Source organism: Vibrio vulnificus CMCP6 (genome assembly GCF_000039765.1).
In the GTDB taxonomy this organism is placed as follows: Bacteria; Pseudomonadota; Gammaproteobacteria; order Enterobacterales; family Vibrionaceae; genus Vibrio; species Vibrio vulnificus_B.
Window position 1 is genome coordinate 1,323,773 of record NC_004459.3, and the last position, 24,857, is coordinate 1,348,629.

Here is a 24,857-nt window from a genome sequence, read left to right on the forward strand (position 1 = left end):
TCGGGAGTATTGATCGTGAAAAAGGTTCTTTTTTGCAGATCAATACGTCCAAATATTGCGCTGACGAGCGTTGGCGCATAAAATAACAATTTCTGGCGCGTCTCGATCAATTCTGATCGTGGCGAATCATAACTAGGAAGGAACACGAACGTGTCTAAAGAAAAATTTGAACGTGTAAAACCGCACGTAAACGTTGGTACTATCGGCCACGTTGACCACGGTAAAACAACTCTAACTGCAGCTATCTGTACTACTCTTGCAAAAGTTTACGGCGGTGCTGCTCGTGACTTCGCATCAATCGACAACGCTCCAGAAGAGCGTGAGCGTGGTATCACAATCTCTACTTCTCACGTAGAGTACGACACTCCAGCTCGCCACTACGCACACGTAGACTGTCCTGGACACGCTGACTATGTTAAAAACATGATCACTGGTGCTGCACAGATGGACGGTGGTATCCTAGTTGTTGCTGCGACAGATGGCCCAATGCCACAAACTCGTGAGCACATCCTACTAGGCCGTCAGGTTGGTATCCCTTACATCATCGTATTCATGAACAAATGTGACATGGTTGATGATGAAGAGCTTCTAGAGCTAGTAGAAATGGAAGTTCGTGAACTTCTATCTGAGTACGACTTCCCAGGTGATGACCTACCAGTTATCCAAGGTTCTGCACTAGGCGCACTAAACGGCGAAGAGCAGTGGGAAGCGAAAATCATCGAACTAGCTGAAGCTCTAGATACTTACATCCCAGAGCCAGAGCGTGCAATCGATCTACCATTCCTAATGCCAATCGAAGACGTATTCTCAATCCAAGGTCGTGGTACAGTAGTAACTGGCCGTATCGAGCGTGGTATTCTGAAAGTTGGTGATGAAGTAGCAATCGTAGGTATCAAAGATACTACAACTACTACATGTACTGGTGTTGAGATGTTCCGTAAGCTTCTAGACGAAGGTCGTGCGGGTGAGAACGTTGGTGCCCTACTACGTGGTACTAAGCGTGATGAAGTAGAACGTGGCCAAGTACTTGCTAAGCCAGGTTCAATCACTCCACACACTAAGTTCGAATCAGAAGTATACGTACTTTCTAAAGATGAAGGTGGTCGTCACACTCCATTCTTCAAAGGCTACCGTCCACAGTTCTACTTCCGTACAACTGACGTAACTGGTGATATCTCTCTACCAGAAGGCGTAGAAATGGTAATGCCTGGTGACAACATCCAAATGGTTGTTGAGCTAATCTCTCCAATCGCGATGGACGAAGGTCTACGTTTCGCGATCCGTGAAGGTGGCCGTACTGTTGGTGCTGGTGTTGTTGCTAAGATCTTCGCATAATTCTTTGAATTAAACGAAATCTTGCACTCTTCTTCAATTTGAAGAACAGCGCACAAGAAAAGAGGAAGCTTTGGCTTCCTCTTTTCGTTTATATAAAACAGAGCTCGCTTAATAACAAAATAGTCTAAAAACACGCATTACATAGCATGGTAATGATAATGATTATCTATTATATTTAACATCGTAATTGATAGGTTGAGTTGTAATATGTACGTTTGTTTGTGTCATGGTGTTTCAGACAAGAAAATTCGCAAGCTTGTTATTGAGCAAGGTGTTGCGGATATTCGCGGAATCAAAAAGTGCACTGCATTGGGAAGTCAATGTGGCAAATGCATACGTATGGCGAAAGAGATTATCAACGAGACTGCTCCGGCACTATTCAAGCAAGCCAGTTAACCTAAACGGCTTTCTTTTTGACACCTTCTCAATTGGTTCTACAGTTATAGAAGCCAAAGAGGAGGGCTATGTCATGAAAGGCGATCCAATAATTATTCAACATCTCAACAAAGTATTAGGCAATGAACTGATTGCCATCAACCAGTACTTTCTCCATGCCCGCATGTATAAAGATTGGGGGCTCAAGCACCTCGCGGACAAGGAATATCACGAATCAATCGATGAGATGAAGCATGCAGACCATCTTGTTGAGCGCATTTTGTTTCTTGAAGGCATCCCAAATCTGCAAGACCTAGGTAAGCTCATGATTGGCGAAGATACTCAAGAAATGCTGGAGTGCGATTTAAAGCTAGAGATGGCTGCCATTCCCGATCTAAAAGCGGCGATTGCCTACGCAGAAGATGTGCACGACTATGTGTCACGTGATCTTTTCCAAGATATCTTAGAAGACGAAGAAGAGCATGTGGATTGGCTTGAGACGCAACTAGGCCTTATTCAATTGACGGGTATTGAAAACTACTTACAGGCCCAGTTTGTTGATGAGGATTAATCTGACCTCTATTTCTAACGTACCCACAAGCAAAAGGCGAGTTCTCACTCGCCCTTATTGTGTTAGCAATACAGCAAAACGTGTCAGTGATGGCGATTACTCATAGCCATTTGGGTTGTTGGATTGCCAACGCCAAGTATCTACCACCATGGTCTCTAGTGAGCGTGTCGCTTTCCATCCCAATACTTGTTCCGCATAGGCAGGATCGGCCCAGCATTCAGCAATATCACCGGCACGGCGAGGTTTGATTTCGTAAGGAATAGGACGCTGAGCCGCTTTTTCAAAAGCAGCGACCATTTCAAGTACGCTATTCCCTTGGCCGGTACCAAGGTTAAAGATATGCAATCCTGCTTGCTGCCCCACTTTATTCAAAGCCGCCAAATGACCGTCTGCAAGGTCAATGACGTGAATGTAATCACGAACCCCAGTGCCATCTGGTGTTGGATAGTCGTCACCAAATACGCCCAGTTTTTCGCGTCGACCAACCGCAACTTGAGCGACAAAGGGCAATAAGTTATTTGGAATGCCTTGAGGATCTTCACCAAGCAAACCCGACTCGTGAGCGCCAACGGGATTGAAATAACGCAGCAGGGTGATGCTCCAATCAGGATTGGCTTTGTGGAAGTCGGTCAGACACTCTTCCACCATCAATTTGCTCCGCCCATAAGGGTTGGTGGCTGAGGTTGGGAAATTTTCACGGATTGGTACGGAGGCGGGATCACCATAGACGGTGGCTGACGAACTGAAAATAAGGCTCTTAACACCAGCTTTATCCATTTCTCGGACAAGATTTAGGGTGCCTGACACATTGTTATCATAATACATCAGAGGTTTTTCAACCGATTCTCCTACTGCCTTTAGGCCTGCAAAGTGGATGACGCCCTGGATATCGTGCTGAGCAAAGACGTGTTGCAGAATCTCACTGTCACGAATGTCACCTTGATAGAAAGTGGGGCGCACGCCTGTGACCTGTTCAATGCGATCGAGTACCAGCAATTTGCTGTTATAAAGATTGTCCAAAATGATGGGCGTCATTCCTGCTTCGATCATCTGAATACAGGTGTGGCTGCCAATATAACCGCTGCCACCGGTGACCAGTATGTTCATAGTTGTCCTCTGAAATTATATTTCCAATTATCTAGCCAAATTAACTTTGTGAGTTTATTAGAAAAGATTCTCGATGAACAGAATAGGGCAAAACCAAATTCGAGAAATGTTGAGGCTAAAATAAAGGGCGTATTCCCGAAGAAATACGCCCTAAATACAAAGATAGGATGGCGTTGAATTACGCTTTCATTTTCGCTGCTGCTTTCGCGATCGCTGCGAAGCTCTTAGCATCTAGAGATGCGCCACCAACAAGAGCACCATCGATGTCTGGTTGTGCGAAGTAAGCTTCCGCGTTTTCTGGCTTAACAGAACCACCGTATTGGATGATCACTTGCTCTGCTACTGCAGCATCTTTTGCTGCGATCATCGCACGGATAGAGGCGTGGATACGCTGTGCATCTTCTGCTGTTGCAGCTTTACCTGTACCGATCGCCCAGATTGGTTCGTAAGCGATGATGGCACCGTTTAGCGCTTCAACACCGTATGCGTCGATCACTGCGTTGATTTGACGTGCACAAACGGCTTCAGTTTCGCCTGCTTCGTTTTGCGCTTCAGTTTCACCGATACAGAAAACTGGTTTTAGACCATTTTCTTTCAGGAATGCAAACTTCTTCGCTACGAACTCATCTGATTCATTGTGGTATTCACGACGCTCAGAGTGACCAATAATGATGTGAGTAGCACCAAAGTCTTTTAGCATTGCAGGAGACATGTCGCCAGTGAATGCACCGCTGTTGTTGATGTCAGTGTTTTGTGCACCAAGAATGATCTTGTTGCCACCTTCAGCGATTAGGCGCTCTGCAAGGTCGATGTAAAGTGCTGGCGGCGCTACCGCTACGTCTACACCTTCAACGCCTTCTAGTTCAGCGTTTAGACCAGTTAGCAGTTCAGCAACCATAGTTTTGCTGCCGTTAAGTTTCCAGTTACCCATCACTACAGGACGACGCATAGGAATATCTCCATATCTTTATTGAATCGAAGTCTTCACAGGCGAACCAATGAAGCCAATTTATGTAAAAAATCTACGTAGGAATATAACAGAAATATGTGGATAGATCATGACTCGTGTCATTTCTTGTCGCTTTCTTTGGCTGGTCAGAGCGCGTCAAACTCACTGATATTTCGCTCAGACGAAAACGATTGGTGATCTATCCTGCATAACCATAGCCAATTACTCGGAATTTGTCGGTGAGCTTGGTATTACTCTATGTCAGCGTTACCAATCGAAAATCGGCAACAAAAGGAAGTATCATGCCAAATCTAGTCTTAGAGTATTCAAATTCCGTTGAAGAACGCGTCAATATTCCCGGTTTATTGGAGGATCTTCACCACATTGCCATCAAAAGTGGCTTGTTCGACGCGCCATCGGTTAAGTCGCGAACGCTGCGCTGCCACCATTGGTTGATCGGAGAAGAAGGGGACAGTGTCGACTTTATTCATGTTAGCTTTGATTTATTATCAGGACGAACCGAAGAACAAAAACGAGAACTCTCGCGCCAATTGATGGCAGCTCTTCAGGAAACCGCTAGCCATGTGCGCAGTTTGACGGTGAATATTCGAGATATGGATAAGGATAGTTTTCAGAAGGTGGTAAACTGATCCCCATTGCGTTACTTTTTGGGTAACGGTGGTGTATCTGGTTTGGGATTGTATTTGATGTCGTTAAAAGAACTGCTTTTTTCTTTCCAAGGTCGTATCGGCCGTAAAACATATTGGCTTTGGAATTTGTGTTATTACTTGGGTATTTTGGGTTTTGTGACCGCAGTGTCGAAGTTATTCCCTGCCTATAGCTATATTTTGCTACCGATCTTCTTACTGGCTTTACTCATCCCAGATTTAGCGGTGACTACAAAACGCTGGCATGACCGCAATAAATCGGCGTATTGGTTAGTACTGAACATACCTTTGATCTTAGGCCGTTTGGCGACGCCTTTGTCTGCTCCTTTAGCACAAGAGCCGAGTGGCATGGAGACATTGATTGGCTCGATAGCGTTGCTATGTGGTGCTTGGATTTTGTTAGAGTGTGGTTTTCTCAAAGGGACAGAAGGCAGCAACCGTTATGGCGAGCCTGAACGCTAACTAAGAGATTGAATCGTATCTGAAACCAATAAGGCCCCATTGTGGGCCTTATTGGTTTTCGCTCAAACTAATAAAAGCCTTTGGGTGCAAAAGGTATCACTTCTGCGCTGGGTGCTTGTAATTCTGAGCCATCACTGTCCAGTGCTTCACGAAATTTGACCATCTGTTTGGTTAACTCATTCATCAAAACCACGTTAGTGTGGACGGGGTTTTTACAACGGCTAATCACCAAATCGATATGGCTTTGCTGTGCAAGTAACCTCTCTCTCATGGCCTCAGAAGCTGATTGAATCATCTCCTGACACATATCTTGCTTGAATTGATTAAACGCATCTGGATTCTCTGCGGCGAGCGCCATCATCTCATCAAACGATGGTAACTGTTGCTCCGTTTGAAGACTGCCCATAACGACTCTCCCTGTGTTCTGCTGTTGATAAAATAAACAGTATCTATACACAAAGCATATGTCAGATTCGGTAAATGGAAAGGGAGGAAATTGCTTGTCCAAAAAATGATACAGTGAGTTCGACTTTGAGATGAGCAGAGTTAGATGGTCGATGAAGAGAGAAGCGTCTCTACTCCTGGAGATTATCAAGCCTTTTCTTTACTAATCCTATGGCGCATAATATCTGCACAGGGCAAGAGGGAAACATGAAGACCATAGATAGGATCATTCAATCCATAAAACGAGATGGGGCGGTTACCGCAAAGCAAATAGCGACTGATTTGGGTATGACAACCATGGGGGCCCGCCAACATTTGCAGAGTCTGGAAGAGGATGGTCTGGTGCATTTTCACGATGTGAAGGTGAAAATCGGCCGTCCAACTCGTCATTGGTCTTTAACGCAAAAGGGACATGAGCAGTTTGCTGATCGCCATGGCGAGTTAACGATTCAGGTTATCGATGCCGTAGAGGCGTTGTTTGGTGCTGAGGGCCTAGCAAAGGTGGCGGCAGAGCGTGAACAAAAAACGTTTTTGCACTATCAAAAGGCGTTAGCTACGTGTTTGGATCTGACCAGTCGACTCGAAACGCTTACCCTGATGAGAGAAGAAGAAGGCTACATGGCAGAGCTAGAAAAGACGGATGAAGGCTACCTGCTGACGGAAAACCATTGCCCGATCTGTAAAGCGGCGCAACGCTGCCCAAGTTTGTGTCAGTCGGAGTTGAATGTGTTCCAAAAGTTGCTTGGTGATGAGTGCCACATCGAGCGCAGTGAGCACATTATTGAAGGCCAGAGGCGTTGTGCTTACCGCATTATAATCGCGAATGGTGGATAGATATTCTGTGTAAGACTTTTAATGAAGAGGGCTGCCTATTAGGCAGCCCTCCTTTCATGTTCTCTTTGTATGTTAAAGAATGATCGCTTTCACTTCGTCATCTTTGCGCTCAAGATAATGAATCGACTTGATACGACGAATTGTTCGACAACGGCCACGAATCAGCAATGTTTCAGTGGTTGCAATATTGCCTTGACGGCTGATGCCTTCAAGTAGATCGCCTTTAGTGATGCCTGTTGCGGAGAAAATGACGTTATCACTGCGTGCCATGTCTTCCAGTTTTAGCACTTTGTTCGCTTCCACGCCCATTTCAGCGCAGCGCTCGAGCTCGAAATCCGCAAACTTGCGGTTTTCTTCGTTATCGCCTTTTACTTCGTTACGGGGTAAAAGACGACCATGCATGTCGCCATCCAATGCGCGAATGACGGCCGCTGAGACAACCCCTTCAGGTGCACCACCAATACAGTACATCACGTCAACTTCACTGTCTGGCATGCAGGTAAGAATCGAAGCGGCCACATCACCATCCGGCACAGCGAAAACACGAACACCCATGCGTTGCATCTCGGCGATCACCTCATCATGACGAGGCTTTGCAAGGGTAATCACCACCAAGGTATCAAGCGTTTTTCCAAGCGCTTGTGCGATGTTCACGAGGTTTTCTTTAAGTGGCTTGTTGAGATCGATCACTCCTTTTGCACCAGGGCCAACCACCAGTTTTTCCATGTACATATCCGGTGCTTTTAAAAAGCTCCCTTTTTCACCGGCAGCCAGTACCGCAAGAGCGTTTGATTGGCCCATCGCGGTCATGCGCGTCCCTTCGATTGGATCGACCGCGATATCCACTTCATCACCACCTAGGCCAACATTTTCGCCAATGTAAAGCATCGGGGCATCGTCGATTTCACCTTCACCAATAACAATTTCGCCACTGATGTCGGTTTTATTCAGCAGGGTGCGCATGACTTCTACTGCAGCGCCATCCGCCGCGTTTTTGTCACCACGGCCTAGCCATTTATAACCCGCTAGAGCAGCGCCTTCTGTGACGCGGGAAAAGGCCATCGCTAAATCGCGTTTCATGTTGTCTCCAAAAAAGTGTTAAATCGAAGGAAGAGTAAAATTGCCGCGATTCTAGCACAAAATGTAGGGAAAACGTTTGCTAAATTCGGTTTAAAGGCGAAAATCGAGGTGCGAGGTGCGAGGTGCGAGGTGCGAGGTGCGAGGTGCGAGGCCCAAGGCATAAACGCTCTTAGGGCCTCGTATGTGGTGTCTAGGTTTTTCCCTAGAAGCGGAGAATTACTCGACGTCTTCCATTTTGCCAAGAAGCGCGCGAATGCGTTCTTGCCATTGAGCATGCTCTTGTTGAGTTTGCTGCGCTTTTTGCTCAAGTTGTTCACGTTGAGCGCGTAGTTCATTCGCTTCCGTTTCCAACTTAGCTTTGTCTTCTTTAAGCTCGTCTACTTCCATTTGTAGCAAAGCGATAGTATCGACAGCGGTCTGAATTTTAGCTTCTAGTTTTTCTAATACTTCAAAAGACATCTTGGCCTACCTATATTGATTCGGTTACGAGTGTAGCCCTTGCTACTACTCAAGTCTGTTAGCCTCATTCTACTCAGCACAAGGCCGAGAAACACGCCCTATATTGAATAATTTGCATCATTCGGTCAAAAAAACAGCGCATCTTTACGCCGCGCTGACTTTTGCTCTGTTTTGACTGCTTGCTCAATAGAAAAAAGCGTCAAAGTGACGCTTTTTTCTCTTTAATCGAGCAGCTCTGGCTCTTCTTCATCTTCTTCAAGATCGGCACTGAGAGGCTCTTGGGAGAGAATGATGCCCGTTGTATCTGCATAGAGGTAGTCTTCTGGAAGGAAGGTCACCCCACCAAAATTGACGGGAACATCCACTTCGCCAACACCCTGCATGGCAGCACCCACTGGAATAGAGGCTAAAGCTTGAATGCCGATATTCATATCTTCCAGCTCGTCCACTTCACGCACACAGCCGTAGACAACGATGCCTTCCCATTCGTTCTCTTCCGCTATCGCGGCAAGTTCGCCGTCAAGTAATGCTCGGCGCAATGAACCACCACCATCAACCAAAAGTACACGGCCAACACCATCTTGTTCCAGCGTTTCTCGAATGAGGGCATTGTCCTCAAAACACTTGACTGTGGTGATTTGTCCGGCAAAGGAAGCGCGGCCACCAAAGTTACTGAACATAGGCTCGACTACATCCACTTGGTCCATATAGATATCGCAAAGGGCTGAAGTGTTGTATTCCATGGCATACCTTCTTTGGTCAACGAGATTTCTTTTGAGTATATCCGTGCATTAAGTCATTGCAATGACAATTAATGATTAACTAACAAGAGTTTGAGCTACCACAACAGTTGCAAACAAAATATTGGTGACGAGTGAGCATTTCACGACGACTGGCATCATAGGGGCAATTTGTGCAGGTTTCTCAGTTTGCCAAACGGCTTTACCATGATTAAAGAGCACTATTAGGCTGAATAAAAATGGCAGACAGAGCCAAATGGAGCTAGGTTGCAGCAACAAGTAACTTGCAAAGGCCATTAAGGCGCCACCGAGTAAAGCGAAATGGTACTGTTTAGCACGTTGTTGCCCAAGTCGTACGGCAACGGTGCGTTTGCCACAGGCCGCATCATTCTCAATATCACGCATGTTGTTGATATTGAGCACGGCAACAGCCAATAATCCACATCCCAAAGAAGGCAGCAGCAGTGCGGTATCTAAGTGGCCAGTGTGGAGAAAGTAAGTGCCCGATACACCCAGTAAACCAAAGAAAATAAACACAGACAGATCACCCAGCCCAACATAGCCGTATGGCTTGCTACCCATGGTATAAGCAATGGCGGCAAAGATGGCCAATACACCGAGACCAATAAACGCAAGAATACTTTGCAGGCTGCTCAATGCGTAAAACACCAGACACAAACCGGAGATCATGGTCAAAATAATATTAAACACAATGGCTCGTTTCATCGCTTGAGCAGAAACCGCACCAGACTGCATGGCGCGCATTGGCCCTAATCGTTTGTCGTTATCAGTTCCTTTCACGGCATCGCCATAATCGTTTGCTAAGTTAGAAAGGATTTGTAATAGCGTTGCGGTAACAAAGGAGAGTAACGCGATCACAGGTGAAAATTGACCGAATGAATAGGCTAATACGCTGCCAGTTAAAATGGAAACAAGCGCTAAAGGAAGTGTTTTCGGACGAGCGGCATCCAGCCAGATACGCAATGACTGATTCATGAATTTTTCGTGCTAGTAAATAGAATCGTCAGTATACGAAGAAAAGCGCACTGAAGAAAGGTTAGCTTAAGGGAGCGCAATACGGCTAAATGCAAAGACGCTAGGTGAGAAGAGGAAGAAAAAGGGCGAGAGAAATAATGCTCTCGCCCTTGCTACTCAAGAGGATTACAGGATGAAACGGCTTAAGTCTTCATCTTCGACAAATTCGCCGAGACGTTGCTGCACGTACGCTGCATCAATCACAAACTTGGTGCCTGATTTTTCCGTTGCATCGAATGAGATTTCATCCATTAGGCGTTCCATCACAGTATGTAGACGGCGAGCGCCAATGTTTTCAGTAGTTTCATTCACGGTCCAGGCAGCTTCTGCAATTTGCGTGATGCCGTCTTCCGTAAATTCGATATCCACATCTTCTGTCTTCATCAGAGCGACATATTGCTCTGTAAGTGATGCTCTTGGCTCGGTCAGAATACGCTTGAAATCGTGGCTTGAAAGCGCCTCAAGTTCAACACGGATCGGCAGTCGACCTTGCAGTTCAGGAATCAGGTCAGAAGGCTTAGCAACTTGGAAAGCACCAGAGGCAATAAACAGAATATGGTCGGTCTTTACCATACCGTGCTTGGTGGAGACAGTACTGCCTTCGATAAGAGGCAACAAGTCACGTTGTACCCCTTCTCGAGACACATCAGGGCCTGAACTCTCGCCGCGTTTACAGATTTTATCGATCTCATCGATAAACACGATGCCATTATTTTCTACACTGTAGATGGCTTGCTCTTTAAGTTCATCTTGATTGACCAGCTTAGCGGCTTCTTCTTCAATCAGTGCTTTAAAGGCGTCTTTGATTTTCAATTTGCGCTTTTTACTGGTGTTGCCAGCTAGGCTCTGGAACATCCCTTGTAGCTGGTTAGTCATCTCTTCCATACCAGGAGGTGCCATGATTTCCACGCCCATCTGTGGCGCTGCGACATTGATTTCAATTTCTTTGTCGTCGAGCTTTCCTTCACGCAGTTTTTTACGGAAGATTTGGCGAGTGTTCGAGGTATCTTCGCTTTGCTCGTTCTGGCCCCAAGCATCGCGAGGTGGTGGTAGGAGCGCATCAAGGATTCGTTCTTCCGCGAGCTCTTCTGCACGGAATTTGACTTTTTCCATCGCTTGCTGATGAGTCAGCTTTACTGCCACGTCAGTCAGATCGCGAATAATGCTTTCCACTTCTTTACCCACATAACCCACTTCGGTGAATTTGGTGGCTTCCACTTTTATGAAAGGTGCGTTGGCCAACTTCGCAAGACGACGAGCGATTTCGGTTTTACCAACCCCAGTTGGGCCGATCATCAGAATATTCTTTGGCGTGACTTCTACGCGCAAGCTTTCTTCAAGTTGCATTCGACGCCAGCGATTACGTAGTGCAATTGCCACAGAGCGTTTTGCATTGTCTTGACCAATGATGTGTCGATTCAGTTCATGGACAATTTCACGAGGAGTCATTTCAGACATAATCATTCCTTACAATCTGTGGGCGAATTAAGCTTGGCTGAGATTTGGCAATTCTGCTGGGATCTCGAGCTCTTCGATGGTGTGGTTGTGGTTGGTAAACACACAAATATCACCCGCAATGTTCAATGCTTTTTCTGCGATTTCGCGTGCATCGAGTTCGGTATTTTCCAATAAAGCGGTCGCGGCTGCTTGTGCATACGCCCCTCCAGACCCAATCGCGATCAAATCGTTTTCTGGCTGTACCACGTCGCCATTGCCTGTGATGATCAATGACGCCGTTTCGTCTGCCACGGCCAATAATGCTTCAAGTTTACGTAATGCACGATCGCTGCGCCAATCTTTCGCCAGTTCAACGGCCGCTTTAGTTAGGTGGCCTTGATGCATCTGCAGCTTACTTTCGAAGCGTTCAAATAGAGTAAACGCATCCGCCGTGCCGCCAGCAAAGCCAGCCAGAACTTTGTTGTTATATAAACGGCGAACTTTACGCGCATTGCCTTTCATTACCGTGTTACCCAGAGATACTTGTCCATCCCCGGCGATGACGACTTTATTGTTACGACGTACAGAAACGATGGTAGTCACGAGTAGGCCTCTTGATTCTTTTCTATATGGAGTTGATCCCTATATGGGGGAGGGTAAAAAAGAAATCAAGGCTCAAGGTTTGGAATGGAAGGTTAGGGGGGGAAAGGGATGCAAAGAAAAGGGGCGAATTACAAGCCCCTTTGGATGAGAATTATTGTTCTTCTTGCCAGATGGCACACGGTTCAATTTTGGCGCGTTGCAATTTATGGCGATCGCGTTCAGCGTCACGTTTTAGCTTATATGGTCCTAAGACCACACGATACCAATCACTGCCTTCTTTCTTTTTGACGGTACTGGTAATACCTTGAAAAGCGATGTCGAGTTTACGATGTTCCGCTTGTTCACGCTTTTTGTAGGCGCCACACTGCATAATGTAAGGAATCTTAGGCACTTCTTGTTCTTTGGCCACCACTTCGATTTCTCGATTTGGTAAGCTTTCAACGTATTGCCATTTTTCTTCTGGTGGAGGTGGCAGTTCTTTTTTCGCCGGCGGTTTAGGTTTGCTCACCGGTTTGTTTTCTGCAACGGGTGTTGGCGGCTCTGGGTCATTGCTGAGGGTATACAAACCATAGCCAAAACCACCCAGTAGCACGATGGCTAACAGGCCGGCAAGCCAAGGTTTTTTTCTACGAGGAGCTGCTTTTTTGGTCGGCTTTTTAGGACTACGACCACGTCTTACATAATCTTTAGCCACGGAAAATACAAACAATTGTTATGCTAGCCCGCTATGGTAATGCAGAATGCCAAGCGTTAACAGGGAAACGTCGCAGAAAAGGAAGCGAGGCTGCAAATAACCTCGCTGCCGGTTGGTTTTGGTTTTAGCGTAAGCCCGGAGGCGCTGCGCTACCACGAACCACCAATTTGGTTTCAAGTAAGCGTGAGCCACTGTGAATGTCATGTCCTTTCAGCAGCTCTAACATCATCAGCATCGCTTGACGACCAATCTCATAGCGTGGCTGTGAGATGGTGGTTAGTGGAGGATCGCAATATTGGGCAAACTGAATGTCATCGAAGCCGACAATCGACAGATCTTGCGGTACTCGGAAGCCCAATTTTTTCGCTTCTTGAATCGCCCCGATAGCCATGGTGTCACAATGGCAGAAAACGGCAGTTGGCGCGTCATTCATTTCTAGCAGATGACGGATCGCTTTCGCCCCACCTTCAAAAGAGAACTCAGACTCAACACAGTATTGTGGGTTCATTGTGATGCCTGCACGGCGCAAAGCTTGTTGATAGCCTTGTTGTCTAAACTGACAAAGTGCTGCGGATTTTGGCCCTGAAATTTGGGCGATGCGTTTGTGGCCCAATTGGGTCAGGTAGTTCACCGCTTCAAATGCTGAGGTCAAGTTATCGATATGAACCGTCGGCAGTTCGAGATCGGGGGCGAACTCGCAAGCCATGACCATCGGAGGAAGATTTTTCTGTTCTGGCTTGCTCACATCAAACGGTAAGTCGGTACCGAGCAACAGCATACCATCCGCTTGCTTGGTAAAAACGAGATTGACGAGTGAGCTTTCACGGCGCTTTTGTTGGCCGCTGTCACCGAGTAGAACCAAATATCCCTGTTCAATGGCGGCATCTTCAATGCCACGAATGATCTCTGTGTAGTAAGGATCACAAATGTCAGGAACGATCGCGACGATAGTGCGTGACTCGTTGCGGCGTAAATTGCGTGCCAGCGAGTTTGGGGAATAACCAGCTTCCAACACTGCATCTTCCACACGCTTACGCGTTGTGGCGGATACTTTGTCTGGATTCATCAGCGCTCTCGAAACCGTTGCCGTTGAAACTCCTGCAAGCTGGGCAACATCCTTCATTGTCGCCATATACTAACCCTCTCAAAATGTTCGCCAATTATGACGTTTAGTTATTGTTCTGATTCGGAAAATAAAATCGAATTATGAGTTGCCTCGTTGTAATTTGAATAGTCTATTCAATTCTTTATTTAAAGTTACGGGCGAATTAACAAAATCCGCATTTCATTCGTGATGTTCATCACGTAAAGAAGCAAATTGTTGCAATTTTCAACGTTAGAGTGAGGTGGTAAACGTTTGCTAACTCAGATCCTGTGGCTCAATATCCAAATTCCAACGTACTTTTTTCGCATCTGGTAACAAATCGATAGCAGGTTTCGTGCTCGAGAGTATTTTCTGCATCAAGGAACGATGTTGAGTTTGAAGCAGAAGCTGCCAGCGGTATTTGCCCGCACGTTTGGCCAGTGGAGCGGGGGTTGGACCGAGCACGAGACAAGTGTGATCAAACAAGGGATGCGACTCGAGAGTCATACGCACTTGACGTAAGAATGTTTCGACGATTTCGCTGTGATTGGCTTCTGCGCGAAATAGCGTTAGAAAACTAAACGGGGGAAGTTGGGCAATTTTCCGTTCTTCCAGTGCAGACTGCGCAAAATGCCGGTAATCCTTGGTCAACAGAGCTTTGAGCAAGGTGTGTTCTGGATGGTGGGTTTGTAATATCACTTCGCCAGGTTTGCTAGCACGCCCTGCTCGTCCGGCTACTTGAATAAACAACTGAGCCAATCGCTCGGACGCTCGGAAGTCACTGCTGTACAGTGACCCATCAACATCCAATAGCGCCACTAACGTCACGTCTGGGAAATGATGGCCTTTAGCCAGCATTTGCGTGCCAATTAAAATTTGGTATTCCCCTTTGCGAATGGCTTCTAAAGCGCTTTCGAGGCTACCTTTGCGTCGTGTGCTATCGCGGTCGATGCGAATTGCTTTGTAGTCAGGAAAGAGGGTCGTTAACTGGTTTTCCAGTTGCTCAGTGCCGACACCAACCGTCACCAGTTGTGTCGAACCACAACCTTGGCATTGATGGATAATAGGTTGTTGAGAACCACAGTGGTGACAGCGGATTTCATTGCTGTACTGGTGATAAGTGTAATAGGCATCGCAGCGTTTGCATTCGGCAATCCAACCACATTCATGACACATTAACGCAGGGGAGAAGCCTCGACGGTTGAGAAACAGCATCACCTGATTGCCCGCTTTTAAATGACGACGCATTTCAGCAATGAGTGGCGCTGATAGGCCGCTTTCCAGATAGAGCCCTTTGACATCCAGCACTTTGTTGGTGGTTGGCACGGCCACTCCTGCTCGTTGGGTTAGCGAGAGATGATGATATTTGCCCGTAAGTGCGTTGTGTAAGGTTTCTAACGCGGGCGTAGCTGAACCGAGAACAATTGGAATGCCTTCTTTTGCCGCTCGCATCACTGCCACATCGCGAGCATGGTAACGCAAGCTATCTTGCTGTTTGTACGAAGCGTCGTGCTCTTCATCGACAATGATGATCCCTAGCTGGGCAAATGGGATCAGTAGTGCAGAGCGTGTACCAATGACAATGCCCGCCGCTTTATCTCGTGCGGAAAGCCAAGCGTTGAGACGTTCCGTATCATTAAGACCAGAATGGATGACGGCGACTGGCACATCAAACCGTTGACGAAAACGATTGATGGTTTGTGGTGTTAAACCAATTTCAGGGACCAACACCAGAGCCTGTTTGCCTTGTTCCAAAATGGGTTTGATCAAGTTGAGATAAACTTCGGTTTTGCCTGAACCTGTGACCCCTTCCAACAGATAACAGCCAAAGTCTGTCTGGCTGTTAACGGTCGCAATGGCAATGGCTTGCTCTTGGTTGAGTTTCGGTTTATCGACGGGATGTTCAATCGGGTTACCCCACCGAGTTAACTGTGGCGTTTTTTCTTCACAGCTGATCCAGCCTTTTTCTTCTAAGGTGCGTAAGGTTGTGGATGCCACTTCCTCATCCAAAAAGGCTTGGTGAGGCTGAGGGCCATTAGCAAGCATATTTAATACTTTCGCTTGCTTTATCGCACGACTGTTTAACCCTTGCATCAACTGGTTTTTGCCTAACTCGGTCAGTTGCCATTCTTGTAGAGTGGCAAAGTCAGCCGCTTTGCCTTTTCTTAGTGCCGCGGGGAGGGCGTTATGCAGTGTTTCACCTAAGGGATATTGGTAAAAGTGGCTACACCAAAGTAATAAACTGTAGACGGAATCGGGCCAAATAGGACGATGATCCAACACCGCTTTAATGGGTTTAAGTTGCTCGCGTGGAAAGTCTGATTCTTGAACCAAAGCGGTGACAATGCCAGTCAAGGTTTGTCGTCCAAATGGCACACTCACGCGACCACCAATGATCGGAAAAAGGTGTCCAGGAACGAGATAATCAAATTGTTTATCGAGTGGCACTGGCAGCGCAACACGAGCAATGGATGGACGCATAACGTGGTGTTTCATGGCAAAAATAATGACTTACAGTCTAATGGAAGCGAGGTAGAAATACGAGAAAAGGGCATGCACGAACAGAGAGAGAAAAACTGTATAAAAAACTAGCGGAAAATCGCGGAAATAGGTTGATTCGAAAGAGACGATTCATTACTATATCGCGCCTTAAGATATGGCTTTAATTCTGTTTCAGCGGTATCTGAGTTTTATTTTTAACTGCGTGTGGTGTGCGGCAAAGACTCGTATAGCGACACGGCCTACTATTTGAGGTTATCCCATGAAAGCTGGTATCCATCCAGAATACAAAGCAGTAAACGCAACTTGTTCTTGCGGCAACTCTTTCGTTTTCAACTCTACTCTAGATAAAGAATCTATCCACCTAGACGTATGTGACAAGTGCCACCCATTCTACACTGGTAAGCAACGTATCGTTGATACAGGCGGCCGTGTTGATCGCTTCAACAAGCGTTTCGGTGCTCTATCAAGCGGTAAGAAATAATAGCGTTAGCTATTGCTGTTTGAGAAAAAAGGTCGCTTATGCGGCCTTTTTTGCATTCAGCGTCTAGGTGACGCTTTCTCTCAAGCACCATCCCTTATGCCATCTGGTCTTACTTCTATCTTATTCACAATTTTTATAGATTTGCCTCGCAATCTTGGCTAGGAAGATTGACTTATATCAATTAGAATTTCTCTCTAAATTGAACAAAAAGGCAGAGTTTTTGTTCAAGCTAAAGTGTTCCCCCCTTTACCGTACACGCAAAAAGAGAATAACCATTTATGTCCGATGACAATAGCCAGCAAATGACCCCTGAAGAAGTACTTCGCCAACAAGCTCTTGATTATCATGCTTTGCCAACGGCGGGTAAAATTGCCGTCGCTCTAACCAAACCTGCGGAAACCGCTAAAGATCTTGCTTTAGCTTACAGCCCAGGTGTTGCAGAGCCGGTTCGCGAAATCGCACAGAACCCAGACAACGTTTACAAGTACACCTCAAAGGGAAATATGGTGGCCGTTATCTCTAACGGTACGGCAATTTTGGGTCTAGGTAACTTAGGTCCTTTGGCATCAAAGCCAGTAATGGAAGGTAAGGCACTGCTGTTTAAGCGTTTTGCTGGTCTTGATTCTATCGATATTGAAGTGAAGCATCGCACCATCGACGAATTCGTGGATACGGTCGCGAACATTGCAGATACCTTTGGTGGTATCAATTTAGAAGACATCAAAGCACCAGACTGTTTTGAAATTGAAAAACGTCTGATTGAGCGTTGTGATGTGCCAGTGTTCCATGATGACCAACACGGAACGGCCATTGTCACCGCGGCTGGTATGCTGAATGCGATCGAACTGCAGGGTAAGAAGCTAAACGAATGTATTATTGTTTGTCTTGGTGCGGGTGCGGCTGCCGTGGCGTGTATGGAGCTGCTGATCAAATGTGGCGCGATGCGTGAAAAGATCTACATGCTGGATCGTAAAGGTGTGATTCATACACGTCGTGATGATCTCAACGAGTACAAGCAACTGTTCGCCAACAATACAGACAAGCGCACACTGGAAGATGTGATCAGCGGTGCGGATCTCTTCCTTGGCGTGTCTGGTCCAAACCTAATGCCTGCAGAAGCGCTGAAGCTGATGGCGGATAAACCGGTTGTGTTTGCGTGTTCAAACCCTGATCCAGAAATCAAGCCAGAGTTGGCGCATGAAGTGCGCAGCGATCTTATCATGGGTACAGGTCGCAGCGACTATCCGAACCAAGTGAACAACGTGTTGTGCTTCCCATTCATTTTCCGTGGCGCTCTGGATGTTCGTGCTAGTGAAATTAATGATGAAATGAAGTTAGCAGCGGTTGAAGCGATTCGTCAATTGGCGAAAGAGCCAGTGCCAGAAGCAGTATTGAAAGCGGCAGGTGTTGAATCGCTGAGCTTTGGCCCGCAATACATTATTCCCAAACCAATGGATTCACGTTTGCTGCCTCGCGTGGCGAAAGCCGTTGCTCAGGCGGCCGTTGATACCGGTGTGGCTCGTATTCCAATGCCAGAAAACTACATGGCCGAGTAAATCACAGCCTAAACAAACGGGACGCTTTAAGCGTCCCGTTTTTGATCAGATACCACTTTCCCCCGGTGTGGTAAAGCTAACGAGGTTTAGTCGTCATACGCTTCAAATTCGATACCCATCGCCGTCATCAATTCTTTGGCTTCTGTTGGGATATCATCCGGGCGATCTTTTCTGAGATCTTCATCCGTCGGCAGTGGCTGGCCAGTGTACGCATGCAGAAATGCCTCACACAACAACTCACTGTTTGTTGCGTGGCGTAGGTTATTAATTTGACGACGAGTACGTTCATCCGTCAGAACTTTTAGTACTTTAAGCGGGATAGAAACGGTAATTTTTTTTACTTGCTCGCTTTTCTTTCCATGCTCTGCGTATGGACTTATGTATTCGCCATTCCAGTCAGCCATTGCGCACCTTCAGAGTAATAATCGGTTAATAAAAATTGTAAGCGGAGATTTTAGCTGGATTTACCGCCATAAGCAAAGACATATAGACGTCTAGAAGTGTTGACGTCTTAAATTTTGATGGTTAAAGTGACAACTATTAATGGAGAGGAAGGCGTTCCGATAACAGTAGCGCATTCTTATTAAGAATTCATCTTCGCAGAAAGGAAACATCATGAGTCACCGCAAGCCAGCCACGATTGCCGTTAGAACGGGCATCGAATCCGATACTCAATACCGTGCCGTTGTGCCACCGATCTATTTGTCGACGAACTATGGTTTCTCTGCCTTTGGCGAAGTGCCTAAATACGACTATACCCGCTCAGGCAACCCAAATCGTGGTCTACTAGAGCAAGCGTTGTTTGAGCTCGAATCTGGTAAAGGTGCGGTGGTCACAAACTGCGGGACATCAGCACTTAACTTGTGGGTGTCTGCTTTTTTAAGCCCTGACGATCTTATTGTGGCACCTCATGATTGTTATGGAGGTACCTACCGTCTTTTCAATACTCGAGCGAAGAAAGGGGATTTTAAAGTCCGCTTTGTCGACCAATCCGACAGTGCTGCACTGGATGCGGCGTTGGCGCTTAACCCCAAACTGGTGTTGCTTGAAACGCCTTCCAACCCGCTCGTGCGTGTGGTGGACATCGCGGAAGTGTGTGAGAAAGCCCATAAAGTGGGCGCGTTGGTGGCGGTCGATAACACCTTTTTGACACCGGTGTACCAAAAGCCTTTGGAGCTGGGGGCAGACTTTGTGATTCACTCGACAACCAAGTATATCAATGGGCATTCTGATGTGATTGGCGGTGTGGTGATCACTAAAACCGAAGAGCACGCAACAGAACTATCGTGGTGGGGGAACTGCCTTGGCGCAACCGGTACGCCATTTGATAGCTATATGACGCTACGTGGTATCCGTACATTGGGGGCACGTATGCGCGTGCATGAAGAAAGTTCGCAACAAATTCTCTCTTATCTGCAAACTCAAGAGTTAGTCGGTACCATTTATCACCCGAGTTTGCCAGCGCATCCCGGTCATGAGATCGCCAAAAAGCAGCAATCGGGCTTTGGATCGATGTTGAGCTTTGAATTTGCTGGCAGCTTTGAGCAATTGAAAGTGTTTGTGAAAGCGCTAGATTTGTTTTCATTAGCGGAGTCACTTGGTGGTGTCGAAAGCTTGGTTTGTCATCCGGCATCTATGACTCATCGTGCGATGGGAGAGGAAGCACTCGCAGAAGCTGGCGTGACGCAACAGTTATTGCGTTTATCGGTGGGGCTGGAAGATGCGCAAGATCTGATTGCCGACCTCAAGCAGGCCTTTCAACAAGCGAAGGAGAGCTGTTAATGAGTCAAGTTCGACAACTGCACAAATTTGGTGGAAGCAGCCTTGCGGATCCGGATTGCTATCGTCGTGTGGTGAACATCCTCAAAGAGTACTCGGGTGATAACGATTTAGTGGTGGTGTCGGCAGCGGGCAAAACCACCAACCGCTTGATTGAATTTAGTGAGGCGCTGGAGAAGGACGGCCGTTTGGCGCACGAAGCATTGCAAGCTTTGCGTCAATATCAAACCGGATTGGTGGAAGCACTGATCGCGTCGAACCAGCGTAGCGAGCTGCTTGATCAACTTGCTGATGAGTTCAGCACGTTGGCCGAGTTCTCCGCACCACTCACAACCGCGCAAAAAGCAGCGATCTTAGGCCATGGAGAAGTGTGGTCGTCACGTCTACTGGCTTCGTTGTTGAATCAACATGATCTGGCCGCGGTGGCTCAGGACGCGCGTGCGTTTTTACGGGCCGAAACCGGTACCCAACCTGAAGTGGATCGAGCTCGTTCTTATCCTCTGATTAAAGAAGTGTTGGCGCAGCACTCACATCGCCGTGTGGTGATCACCGGCTTTATGGCGCAAAACCAAGCAGGCGAAACGGTCTTATTAGGGCGCAATGGCTCTGACTACTCTGCTACCGTGATTGGTGCGCTGGCGGAAGTGGCTAAAGTGACGATTTGGAGTGATGTGGCTGGGGTGTACAGCGCCGACCCTCGTTTGGTCAGTGACGCTTGTTTGCTGCCGTTACTGCGTTTGGATGAAGCCAGTGAACTTGCGCGCTTAGCCGCTCCAGTCCTGCATAGCCGAACATTACAGCCAGTGGCACAAAGTGCCACCGAGCTTAATCTGCGCTGCAGTTACACCCCTGAGTCAGGTTCTACCCGTATTGAACGCGTGTTGGCGTCTGGGCGCGGTGCCAAAATCATCACCTCGCTTGACGATGTTATGTTAGTGCAGTTGAACTTCTCTGCCGGTCATGACTTTGAGCGCCAGCAGCAAGAGGTATTGCGTGCACTCAAACGCGCGCAGTTGGAACCATTGGCGTTTGAAGCACAAAAAGATCAATTTAAGCTGCGCTTAGCGTATACCACAGAAATTGCTGGTGGCGCTTTGGCACATCTGCAAGAGTTGGGTTTGGCCGCCGAGATCAAGCTGAAAGAGGGCTTTTCGCTGGTCGCCGCTGTCGGGGCTGGAGTGACGAACAATGCCAGCCATTGTTTTGGTTTCTATCAGCAGCTGAAACACTCTCCTGTGGAATTCATTTCTGAAGCTGAATCAGGATTGAGTTTGGTTGCGGTGATGCGCCGAGTCGATCTTCCGGTACTGGTGAAAGCGATCCATACCCAATTGTTTCAAGCCCAGAAGCGCGTGGCATTGGCCCTGTGTGGTAAAGGTAATATCGGATCCAGTTGGTTATCTCTGTTTGCGCAGCAGAAAAGTGAGTTGGAAAAACGCCATGGTATGAACTTTGAGTTGGTGGCCGTGGTGGATAGCCAAACTTATCTGTTCAATGAACAAGGTTTAGATGCCGCAGCAGTACACGCGCATTTTGATGATGACTCGGTACCGAATGATGGGGCCAATTGGTTACAACGATTGAGTTCAATCCAAGACTATGACGAAGTGGTGGTGTTGGATGTCACGGCCAGCCGCGAGTTGGCTGCGCAATATTTGGATATTGCCCATCAAGGTATGCACCTCATTTCCGCGAATAAAATTGCGGGCTCAGCGAGCAGCGATTATTACTACCAAGTGCAAGATGCCTTCAGCAAAATTGGCCGTCATTGGTTGTATAACGCAACCGTGGGTGCTGGCTTACCGATTAATCACACGGTGAGAGATTTACGCGAAAGTGGTGATGAAATCGTGGCACTTTCTGGCATCTTCTCTGGCACGCTCTCTTGGCTGTTCCAGCAGTTTGATGGTTCAGTACCGTTTGCAGAGCTGGTTGATTTAGCTTGGCAGCAAGGCCTCACTGAACCGGATCCTCGCAGCGATTTAGATGGTTCAGATGTGATGCGTAAGCTGGTGATCTTGGCTCGCGAATCAGGCTTAGACATTGAGCCTGAAAACGTGAAAGTGGAATCTTTGGTGCCTGAAGAGCTTAAAGAACTTTCTCTTGACGATTTCTTTGACCAAGCCCACTTATTGAGTGAGCGTTTGCAAGAGCGTCTAACTAAGGCGCAGCGTCAAGATCAGGTGCTACGCTATGTTGCTCGTCTAGAAAAAAACGGTAAAGCTCGTGTCAGTGTTGAAGCACTACAACGAGAGCATGCTTTGGCAAACTTGTTGCCGTGTGACAATATCTTTGCCATTGAGAGTAAATGGTATCGTGATAATCCTTTAGTGATTCGTGGCCCGGGGGCTGGGCGTGAAGTGACTGCTGGCGCAATTCAGTCTGATCTCAATCGCTTAGCTGGCTTGTTCTAAGAGAAGGCGGATGATTTGATAGGGACCCAAGCGGTCCCTTTTTTCTACTTGAACTATGCTCATTATGAACTTGAGAAAAATTCATAATCACAAGGTTGACATTAAATCGTATTCAATACATTCTGTGGACATATAGACGTCTAAACGTCGATTTAAGGATTGAGATTTATTTTGTGGCGAAGGGTCACAGGGAGAGGAAGATGGGATACACGCACGCTAGTCATATCGACGCTTTAAATCAGAATATCGCTGAGTTATCAGACAATATCAACGTTTCCTTTGAGTTTTTTCCGCCAAGTACGCCGCAAATGGAAGAAACGTTGTGGAATTCGGTGCATCGTTTAAAAACACTGCAGCCTAAGTTTGTTTCTGTGACTTACGGTGCGAATTCAGGTGAGCGTGATCGCACACACTCAATCATTAAAGAGATTAAAGCGCAGACGGGCTTAGTTGCAGCCCCACACTTAACCTGTATTGATGCCAGTCGCGAAGAGTTGATCAATATTGCCAACGACTATTGGGCGAACGGCATTAAAAACATCGTGGCACTGCGAGGTGATATTCCTCCTGGTGGTGGTGCGCCAGATATGTATGCGTCGGATTTGGTGACGCTACTCAAGTCATTGCACGATTTTGATATTTCAGTGGCAGCGTTCCCAGAAGTGCATCCAGAAGCGAAAAGTGCTCAAGCGGATCTACTCAATCTAAAACGTAAGGTGGATGCTGGGGCAAACCGTGCAATCACACAGTTCTTTTTTGATGTAGAAAGCTACTTACGTTTCCGTGACCGCTGTGTGGCAGCTGGCATTGACGTTGAAATTGTCCCTGGCATTCTGCCAGTTTCTAACTTCAAACAAGCTTCTCGCTTTGCTGCGCAGAATAACGTTAAAGTGCCTGGTTGGATGGCAAAGCAGTTTGAAGGCTTAGATGATGATCCTGTGACGCGTCAGCTTGTAGGTGCAAGTCAGGCCATTGATATGGTTCGTATCCTCAGTCGTGAAGGCGTGAAAGATTTCCACTTCTATACCTTAAACCGTGCAGAAATGACTTACGCGCTTTGTCATACCTTAGGGGTTCGTCCAAAGAAAGCATAAGTTGACTTTCTATCTCTCCCTCATATAAAAACGGCTCCCTTATCAGGAGCCGTTTTGCTATCTCAAATCATCACCGCCACATTGTCTAGCGTATGTGGCTGGTGGATTAGCCGAGGATATCCAGTTCGGCTAACACTTCTTCTGCCCAGCGTACCCAAGCTTCACGCATCATCAAATTACGTCGCAAGGTGAGGCGCTCTAGGCGGCCTTGCTTATCCAGTGTCGATGGTGTCGCGTAGTAAGCGGCTTCAATTTCTTTGTAGTGTGAGACAAGCTTGCGAGACTCTTCTACTAACTCAGCAAGCTGAGCGCGGTAAGGCGCAGAGGGTTGTACTGAGCAAGCCATCAGTTTTGCTGAAAACTCGTCGCGTACAGTTGGGTGAGCTGTCGGTTGATCAAACCACTCACCTAATGCTGAGCGTCCAGCGTCGGTAATTGAATAAACTTTGCGATCCGGCTTGCCTTCTTGCGGTTCCAATACACAAGTTACCAGCTCTTTCTCTGCCATTTTATTCAGCTCACGGTACACCTGTTGGTGACTTGCTTTCCAAAAGTAGCCGATAGAAGCGGAGAATTCTTTAGTGATATCGTAACCGGTCGCATCACGAGTGCTTAAAACGGTTAGAATTACGTGTGGTAATGACATGTCTTCAATCCAAATGGTCAATAAACTTATGAACAAGCTGCCTGCACGGCGTTTACATTCTTGTTGATGCAATTTGTTTATGTGCAGTCAGCACCAACAATGTTGGTCCTGTCACCTTTAAAGCCGTTTATCACCTAGGGTGGATGGAGCGATTCCATCAGGCTGCAGAAATAATATTTTGATGTGTGATCCGCAGCGGATGAGTAGTATATCTAAATAATAAGCATAAAGTGGAATAGCAGGACAATATTACCCAAAAAACTAACAAAATGCTCAATAGTGAATTTTGGTAGAATAACACGCTTTAAATGTGCGTCATTTCGTTTTTAATCTAGCTTAATATTCTGGTTTTTTGTTGTTGTGCTTACATGGTGATGGTGATCTAGAGCACAGAATGAGTAATTTTTATAAAATGCCAGCAAGGATGAATTGTGGCTGAAATGAGTTCTTGAAACGCCTGATGATGCTTTCCGCTTAATGAGAGAAGTGGGGAGAGAATGTCAGTTGC

General features: G+C 46.9%; 25 protein-coding genes. 11 read left to right on the forward strand and 14 right to left on the reverse strand.

The window, feature by feature from the left end; all coding sequences use genetic code 11:
• Window positions 1–150 precede the first annotated feature (150 nt).
• The 3 genes from tuf (at window position 151) to bfr (ending at window position 2,281) form a co-directional block, all read left to right on the forward strand.
• On the forward strand, window positions 151–1,335 hold the full coding sequence (gene tuf / locus VV1_RS06370) for an elongation factor Tu (protein ID WP_011079318.1): 1,185 nt from the start codon (window positions 151–153) through the stop codon (window positions 1,333–1,335).
• A 207-nt stretch (window positions 1,336–1,542) separates the two neighbouring features.
• Window positions 1,543–1,731 carry a (2Fe-2S)-binding protein gene (locus VV1_RS06375; RefSeq protein ID WP_011079319.1) on the forward strand — a complete coding sequence of 63 codons (189 nt, stop codon included), beginning with the start codon at window positions 1,543–1,545 and terminating at the stop codon, window positions 1,729–1,731.
• A 73-nt stretch (window positions 1,732–1,804) separates the two neighbouring features.
• On the forward strand, window positions 1,805–2,281 hold the full coding sequence (gene bfr / locus VV1_RS06380) for a bacterioferritin (RefSeq protein ID WP_011079320.1): 477 nt from the start codon (window positions 1,805–1,807) through the stop codon (window positions 2,279–2,281).
• Window positions 2,282–2,377: 96 nt separating this feature from the next.
• On the opposite strand, the gene galE is transcribed toward bfr, so the two are convergent.
• Both galE and tpiA read right to left on the reverse strand, forming a co-directional pair.
• Window positions 2,378–3,388, reverse strand: a complete 1,011-nt coding sequence (galE, locus tag VV1_RS06385) for a UDP-glucose 4-epimerase GalE (protein WP_011079321.1) — start codon at window positions 3,386–3,388, stop codon at window positions 2,378–2,380.
• 178 nt (window positions 3,389–3,566) lie between these two features.
• Complete coding sequence (gene tpiA / locus VV1_RS06390; RefSeq protein WP_011079322.1) at window positions 3,567–4,337, reverse strand: triose-phosphate isomerase; 771 nt, start codon at window positions 4,335–4,337, stop codon at window positions 3,567–3,569.
• Window positions 4,338–4,639: 302 nt separating this feature from the next.
• On the opposite strand from tpiA, the gene VV1_RS06395 reads away from it, so the two are divergent.
• The gene (locus VV1_RS06395; RefSeq protein WP_011079323.1) at window positions 4,640–4,987 is read left to right on the forward strand and encodes a 5-carboxymethyl-2-hydroxymuconate Delta-isomerase; all 348 of its coding nucleotides are present in this window, start codon (window positions 4,640–4,642) and stop codon (window positions 4,985–4,987) included.
• A gap of 57 nt (window positions 4,988–5,044) precedes the next feature.
• The gene (locus VV1_RS06400) at window positions 5,045–5,467 is read left to right on the forward strand and encodes a DUF805 domain-containing protein (protein WP_011079324.1); all 423 of its coding nucleotides are present in this window, start codon (window positions 5,045–5,047) and stop codon (window positions 5,465–5,467) included.
• Between the two features lie 67 nt (window positions 5,468–5,534).
• Here VV1_RS06400 and VV1_RS06405 read toward each other — a convergent pair whose 3' ends face one another.
• Window positions 5,535–5,873, reverse strand: coding sequence for a DUF3135 domain-containing protein (locus VV1_RS06405; protein ID WP_011079325.1), 339 nt, complete (start codon window positions 5,871–5,873; stop codon window positions 5,535–5,537).
• Between the two features lie 245 nt (window positions 5,874–6,118).
• Here VV1_RS06405 and VV1_RS06410 point away from each other — a divergent pair, with 245 nt between their 5' ends.
• Window positions 6,119–6,745 (forward strand): helix-turn-helix transcriptional regulator, encoded by a 627-nt coding sequence (locus VV1_RS06410; RefSeq protein ID WP_011079326.1) that lies wholly within the window; start codon window positions 6,119–6,121, stop codon window positions 6,743–6,745.
• A gap of 72 nt (window positions 6,746–6,817) precedes the next feature.
• Here the strand turns inward: VV1_RS06410 and glpX are convergent, their stop codons facing one another.
• From glpX to priA, 9 genes are all read right to left on the reverse strand, one after another.
• Window positions 6,818–7,825, reverse strand: coding sequence for a class II fructose-bisphosphatase (glpX, locus tag VV1_RS06415; RefSeq protein ID WP_011079327.1), 1,008 nt, complete (start codon window positions 7,823–7,825; stop codon window positions 6,818–6,820).
• A gap of 216 nt (window positions 7,826–8,041) precedes the next feature.
• Complete coding sequence (gene zapB / locus VV1_RS06420) at window positions 8,042–8,284, reverse strand: cell division protein ZapB (RefSeq protein WP_011079328.1); 243 nt, start codon at window positions 8,282–8,284, stop codon at window positions 8,042–8,044.
• A 221-nt stretch (window positions 8,285–8,505) separates the two neighbouring features.
• Window positions 8,506–9,027: a ribonuclease E activity regulator RraA gene (gene rraA, locus VV1_RS06425; RefSeq protein ID WP_011079329.1), complete on the reverse strand. Its 522-nt coding sequence runs from the start codon at window positions 9,025–9,027 to the stop codon at window positions 8,506–8,508.
• Between the two features lie 75 nt (window positions 9,028–9,102).
• Complete coding sequence (locus VV1_RS06430) at window positions 9,103–10,020, reverse strand: 1,4-dihydroxy-2-naphthoate polyprenyltransferase (protein ID WP_011079330.1); 918 nt, start codon at window positions 10,018–10,020, stop codon at window positions 9,103–9,105.
• Window positions 10,021–10,185: 165 nt separating this feature from the next.
• Entirely contained in the window at window positions 10,186–11,517 is a 1,332-nt protein-coding gene (hslU, locus tag VV1_RS06435; RefSeq protein ID WP_011079331.1) for an ATP-dependent protease ATPase subunit HslU, read from the reverse strand.
• A gap of 27 nt (window positions 11,518–11,544) precedes the next feature.
• Entirely contained in the window at window positions 11,545–12,099 is a 555-nt protein-coding gene (hslV, locus tag VV1_RS06440; protein WP_011079332.1) for an ATP-dependent protease subunit HslV, read from the reverse strand.
• A gap of 151 nt (window positions 12,100–12,250) precedes the next feature.
• The gene (locus VV1_RS06445; protein ID WP_011151294.1) at window positions 12,251–12,808 is read right to left on the reverse strand and encodes an SPOR domain-containing protein; all 558 of its coding nucleotides are present in this window, start codon (window positions 12,806–12,808) and stop codon (window positions 12,251–12,253) included.
• 109 nt (window positions 12,809–12,917) lie between these two features.
• Complete coding sequence (gene cytR, locus VV1_RS06450; RefSeq protein ID WP_011079334.1) at window positions 12,918–13,925, reverse strand: DNA-binding transcriptional regulator CytR; 1,008 nt, start codon at window positions 13,923–13,925, stop codon at window positions 12,918–12,920.
• Window positions 13,926–14,153: 228 nt separating this feature from the next.
• The gene (priA, locus tag VV1_RS06455) at window positions 14,154–16,358 is read right to left on the reverse strand and encodes a primosomal protein N' (RefSeq protein WP_011079335.1); all 2,205 of its coding nucleotides are present in this window, start codon (window positions 16,356–16,358) and stop codon (window positions 14,154–14,156) included.
• A 280-nt stretch (window positions 16,359–16,638) separates the two neighbouring features.
• On the opposite strand from priA, the gene rpmE reads away from it, so the two are divergent.
• Both rpmE and VV1_RS06465 read left to right on the forward strand, forming a co-directional pair.
• Window positions 16,639–16,860 (forward strand): 50S ribosomal protein L31, encoded by a 222-nt coding sequence (gene rpmE / locus VV1_RS06460; protein WP_011079336.1) that lies wholly within the window; start codon window positions 16,639–16,641, stop codon window positions 16,858–16,860.
• 278 nt (window positions 16,861–17,138) lie between these two features.
• A complete protein-coding gene (locus VV1_RS06465; protein WP_011079337.1) occupies window positions 17,139–18,416 on the forward strand; it encodes a malic enzyme-like NAD(P)-binding protein in 1,278 nt (425 codons plus the stop codon).
• Between the two features lie 86 nt (window positions 18,417–18,502).
• Here VV1_RS06465 and metJ read toward each other — a convergent pair whose 3' ends face one another.
• On the reverse strand, window positions 18,503–18,820 hold the full coding sequence (gene metJ / locus VV1_RS06470) for a met regulon transcriptional regulator MetJ (RefSeq protein WP_011079338.1): 318 nt from the start codon (window positions 18,818–18,820) through the stop codon (window positions 18,503–18,505).
• A gap of 211 nt (window positions 18,821–19,031) precedes the next feature.
• On the opposite strand from metJ, the gene VV1_RS06475 reads away from it, so the two are divergent.
• The 3 genes from VV1_RS06475 (at window position 19,032) to metF (ending at window position 23,703) form a co-directional block, all read left to right on the forward strand.
• Complete coding sequence (locus VV1_RS06475; protein WP_011079339.1) at window positions 19,032–20,198, forward strand: O-succinylhomoserine (thiol)-lyase; 1,167 nt, start codon at window positions 19,032–19,034, stop codon at window positions 20,196–20,198.
• A complete protein-coding gene (locus VV1_RS06480; RefSeq protein WP_011079340.1) occupies window positions 20,198–22,609 on the forward strand; it encodes a bifunctional aspartate kinase/homoserine dehydrogenase II in 2,412 nt (803 codons plus the stop codon). The genes VV1_RS06475 and VV1_RS06480 overlap by 1 nt, the downstream gene beginning before the upstream one ends.
• A gap of 200 nt (window positions 22,610–22,809) precedes the next feature.
• On the forward strand, window positions 22,810–23,703 hold the full coding sequence (gene metF / locus VV1_RS06485; RefSeq protein ID WP_011079341.1) for a methylenetetrahydrofolate reductase: 894 nt from the start codon (window positions 22,810–22,812) through the stop codon (window positions 23,701–23,703).
• Window positions 23,704–23,809: 106 nt separating this feature from the next.
• Here the strand turns inward: metF and VV1_RS06490 are convergent, their stop codons facing one another.
• Window positions 23,810–24,349, reverse strand: coding sequence for a PadR family transcriptional regulator (locus VV1_RS06490; RefSeq protein ID WP_013571025.1), 540 nt, complete (start codon window positions 24,347–24,349; stop codon window positions 23,810–23,812).
• Window positions 24,350–24,857: the final 508 nt, after the last annotated feature.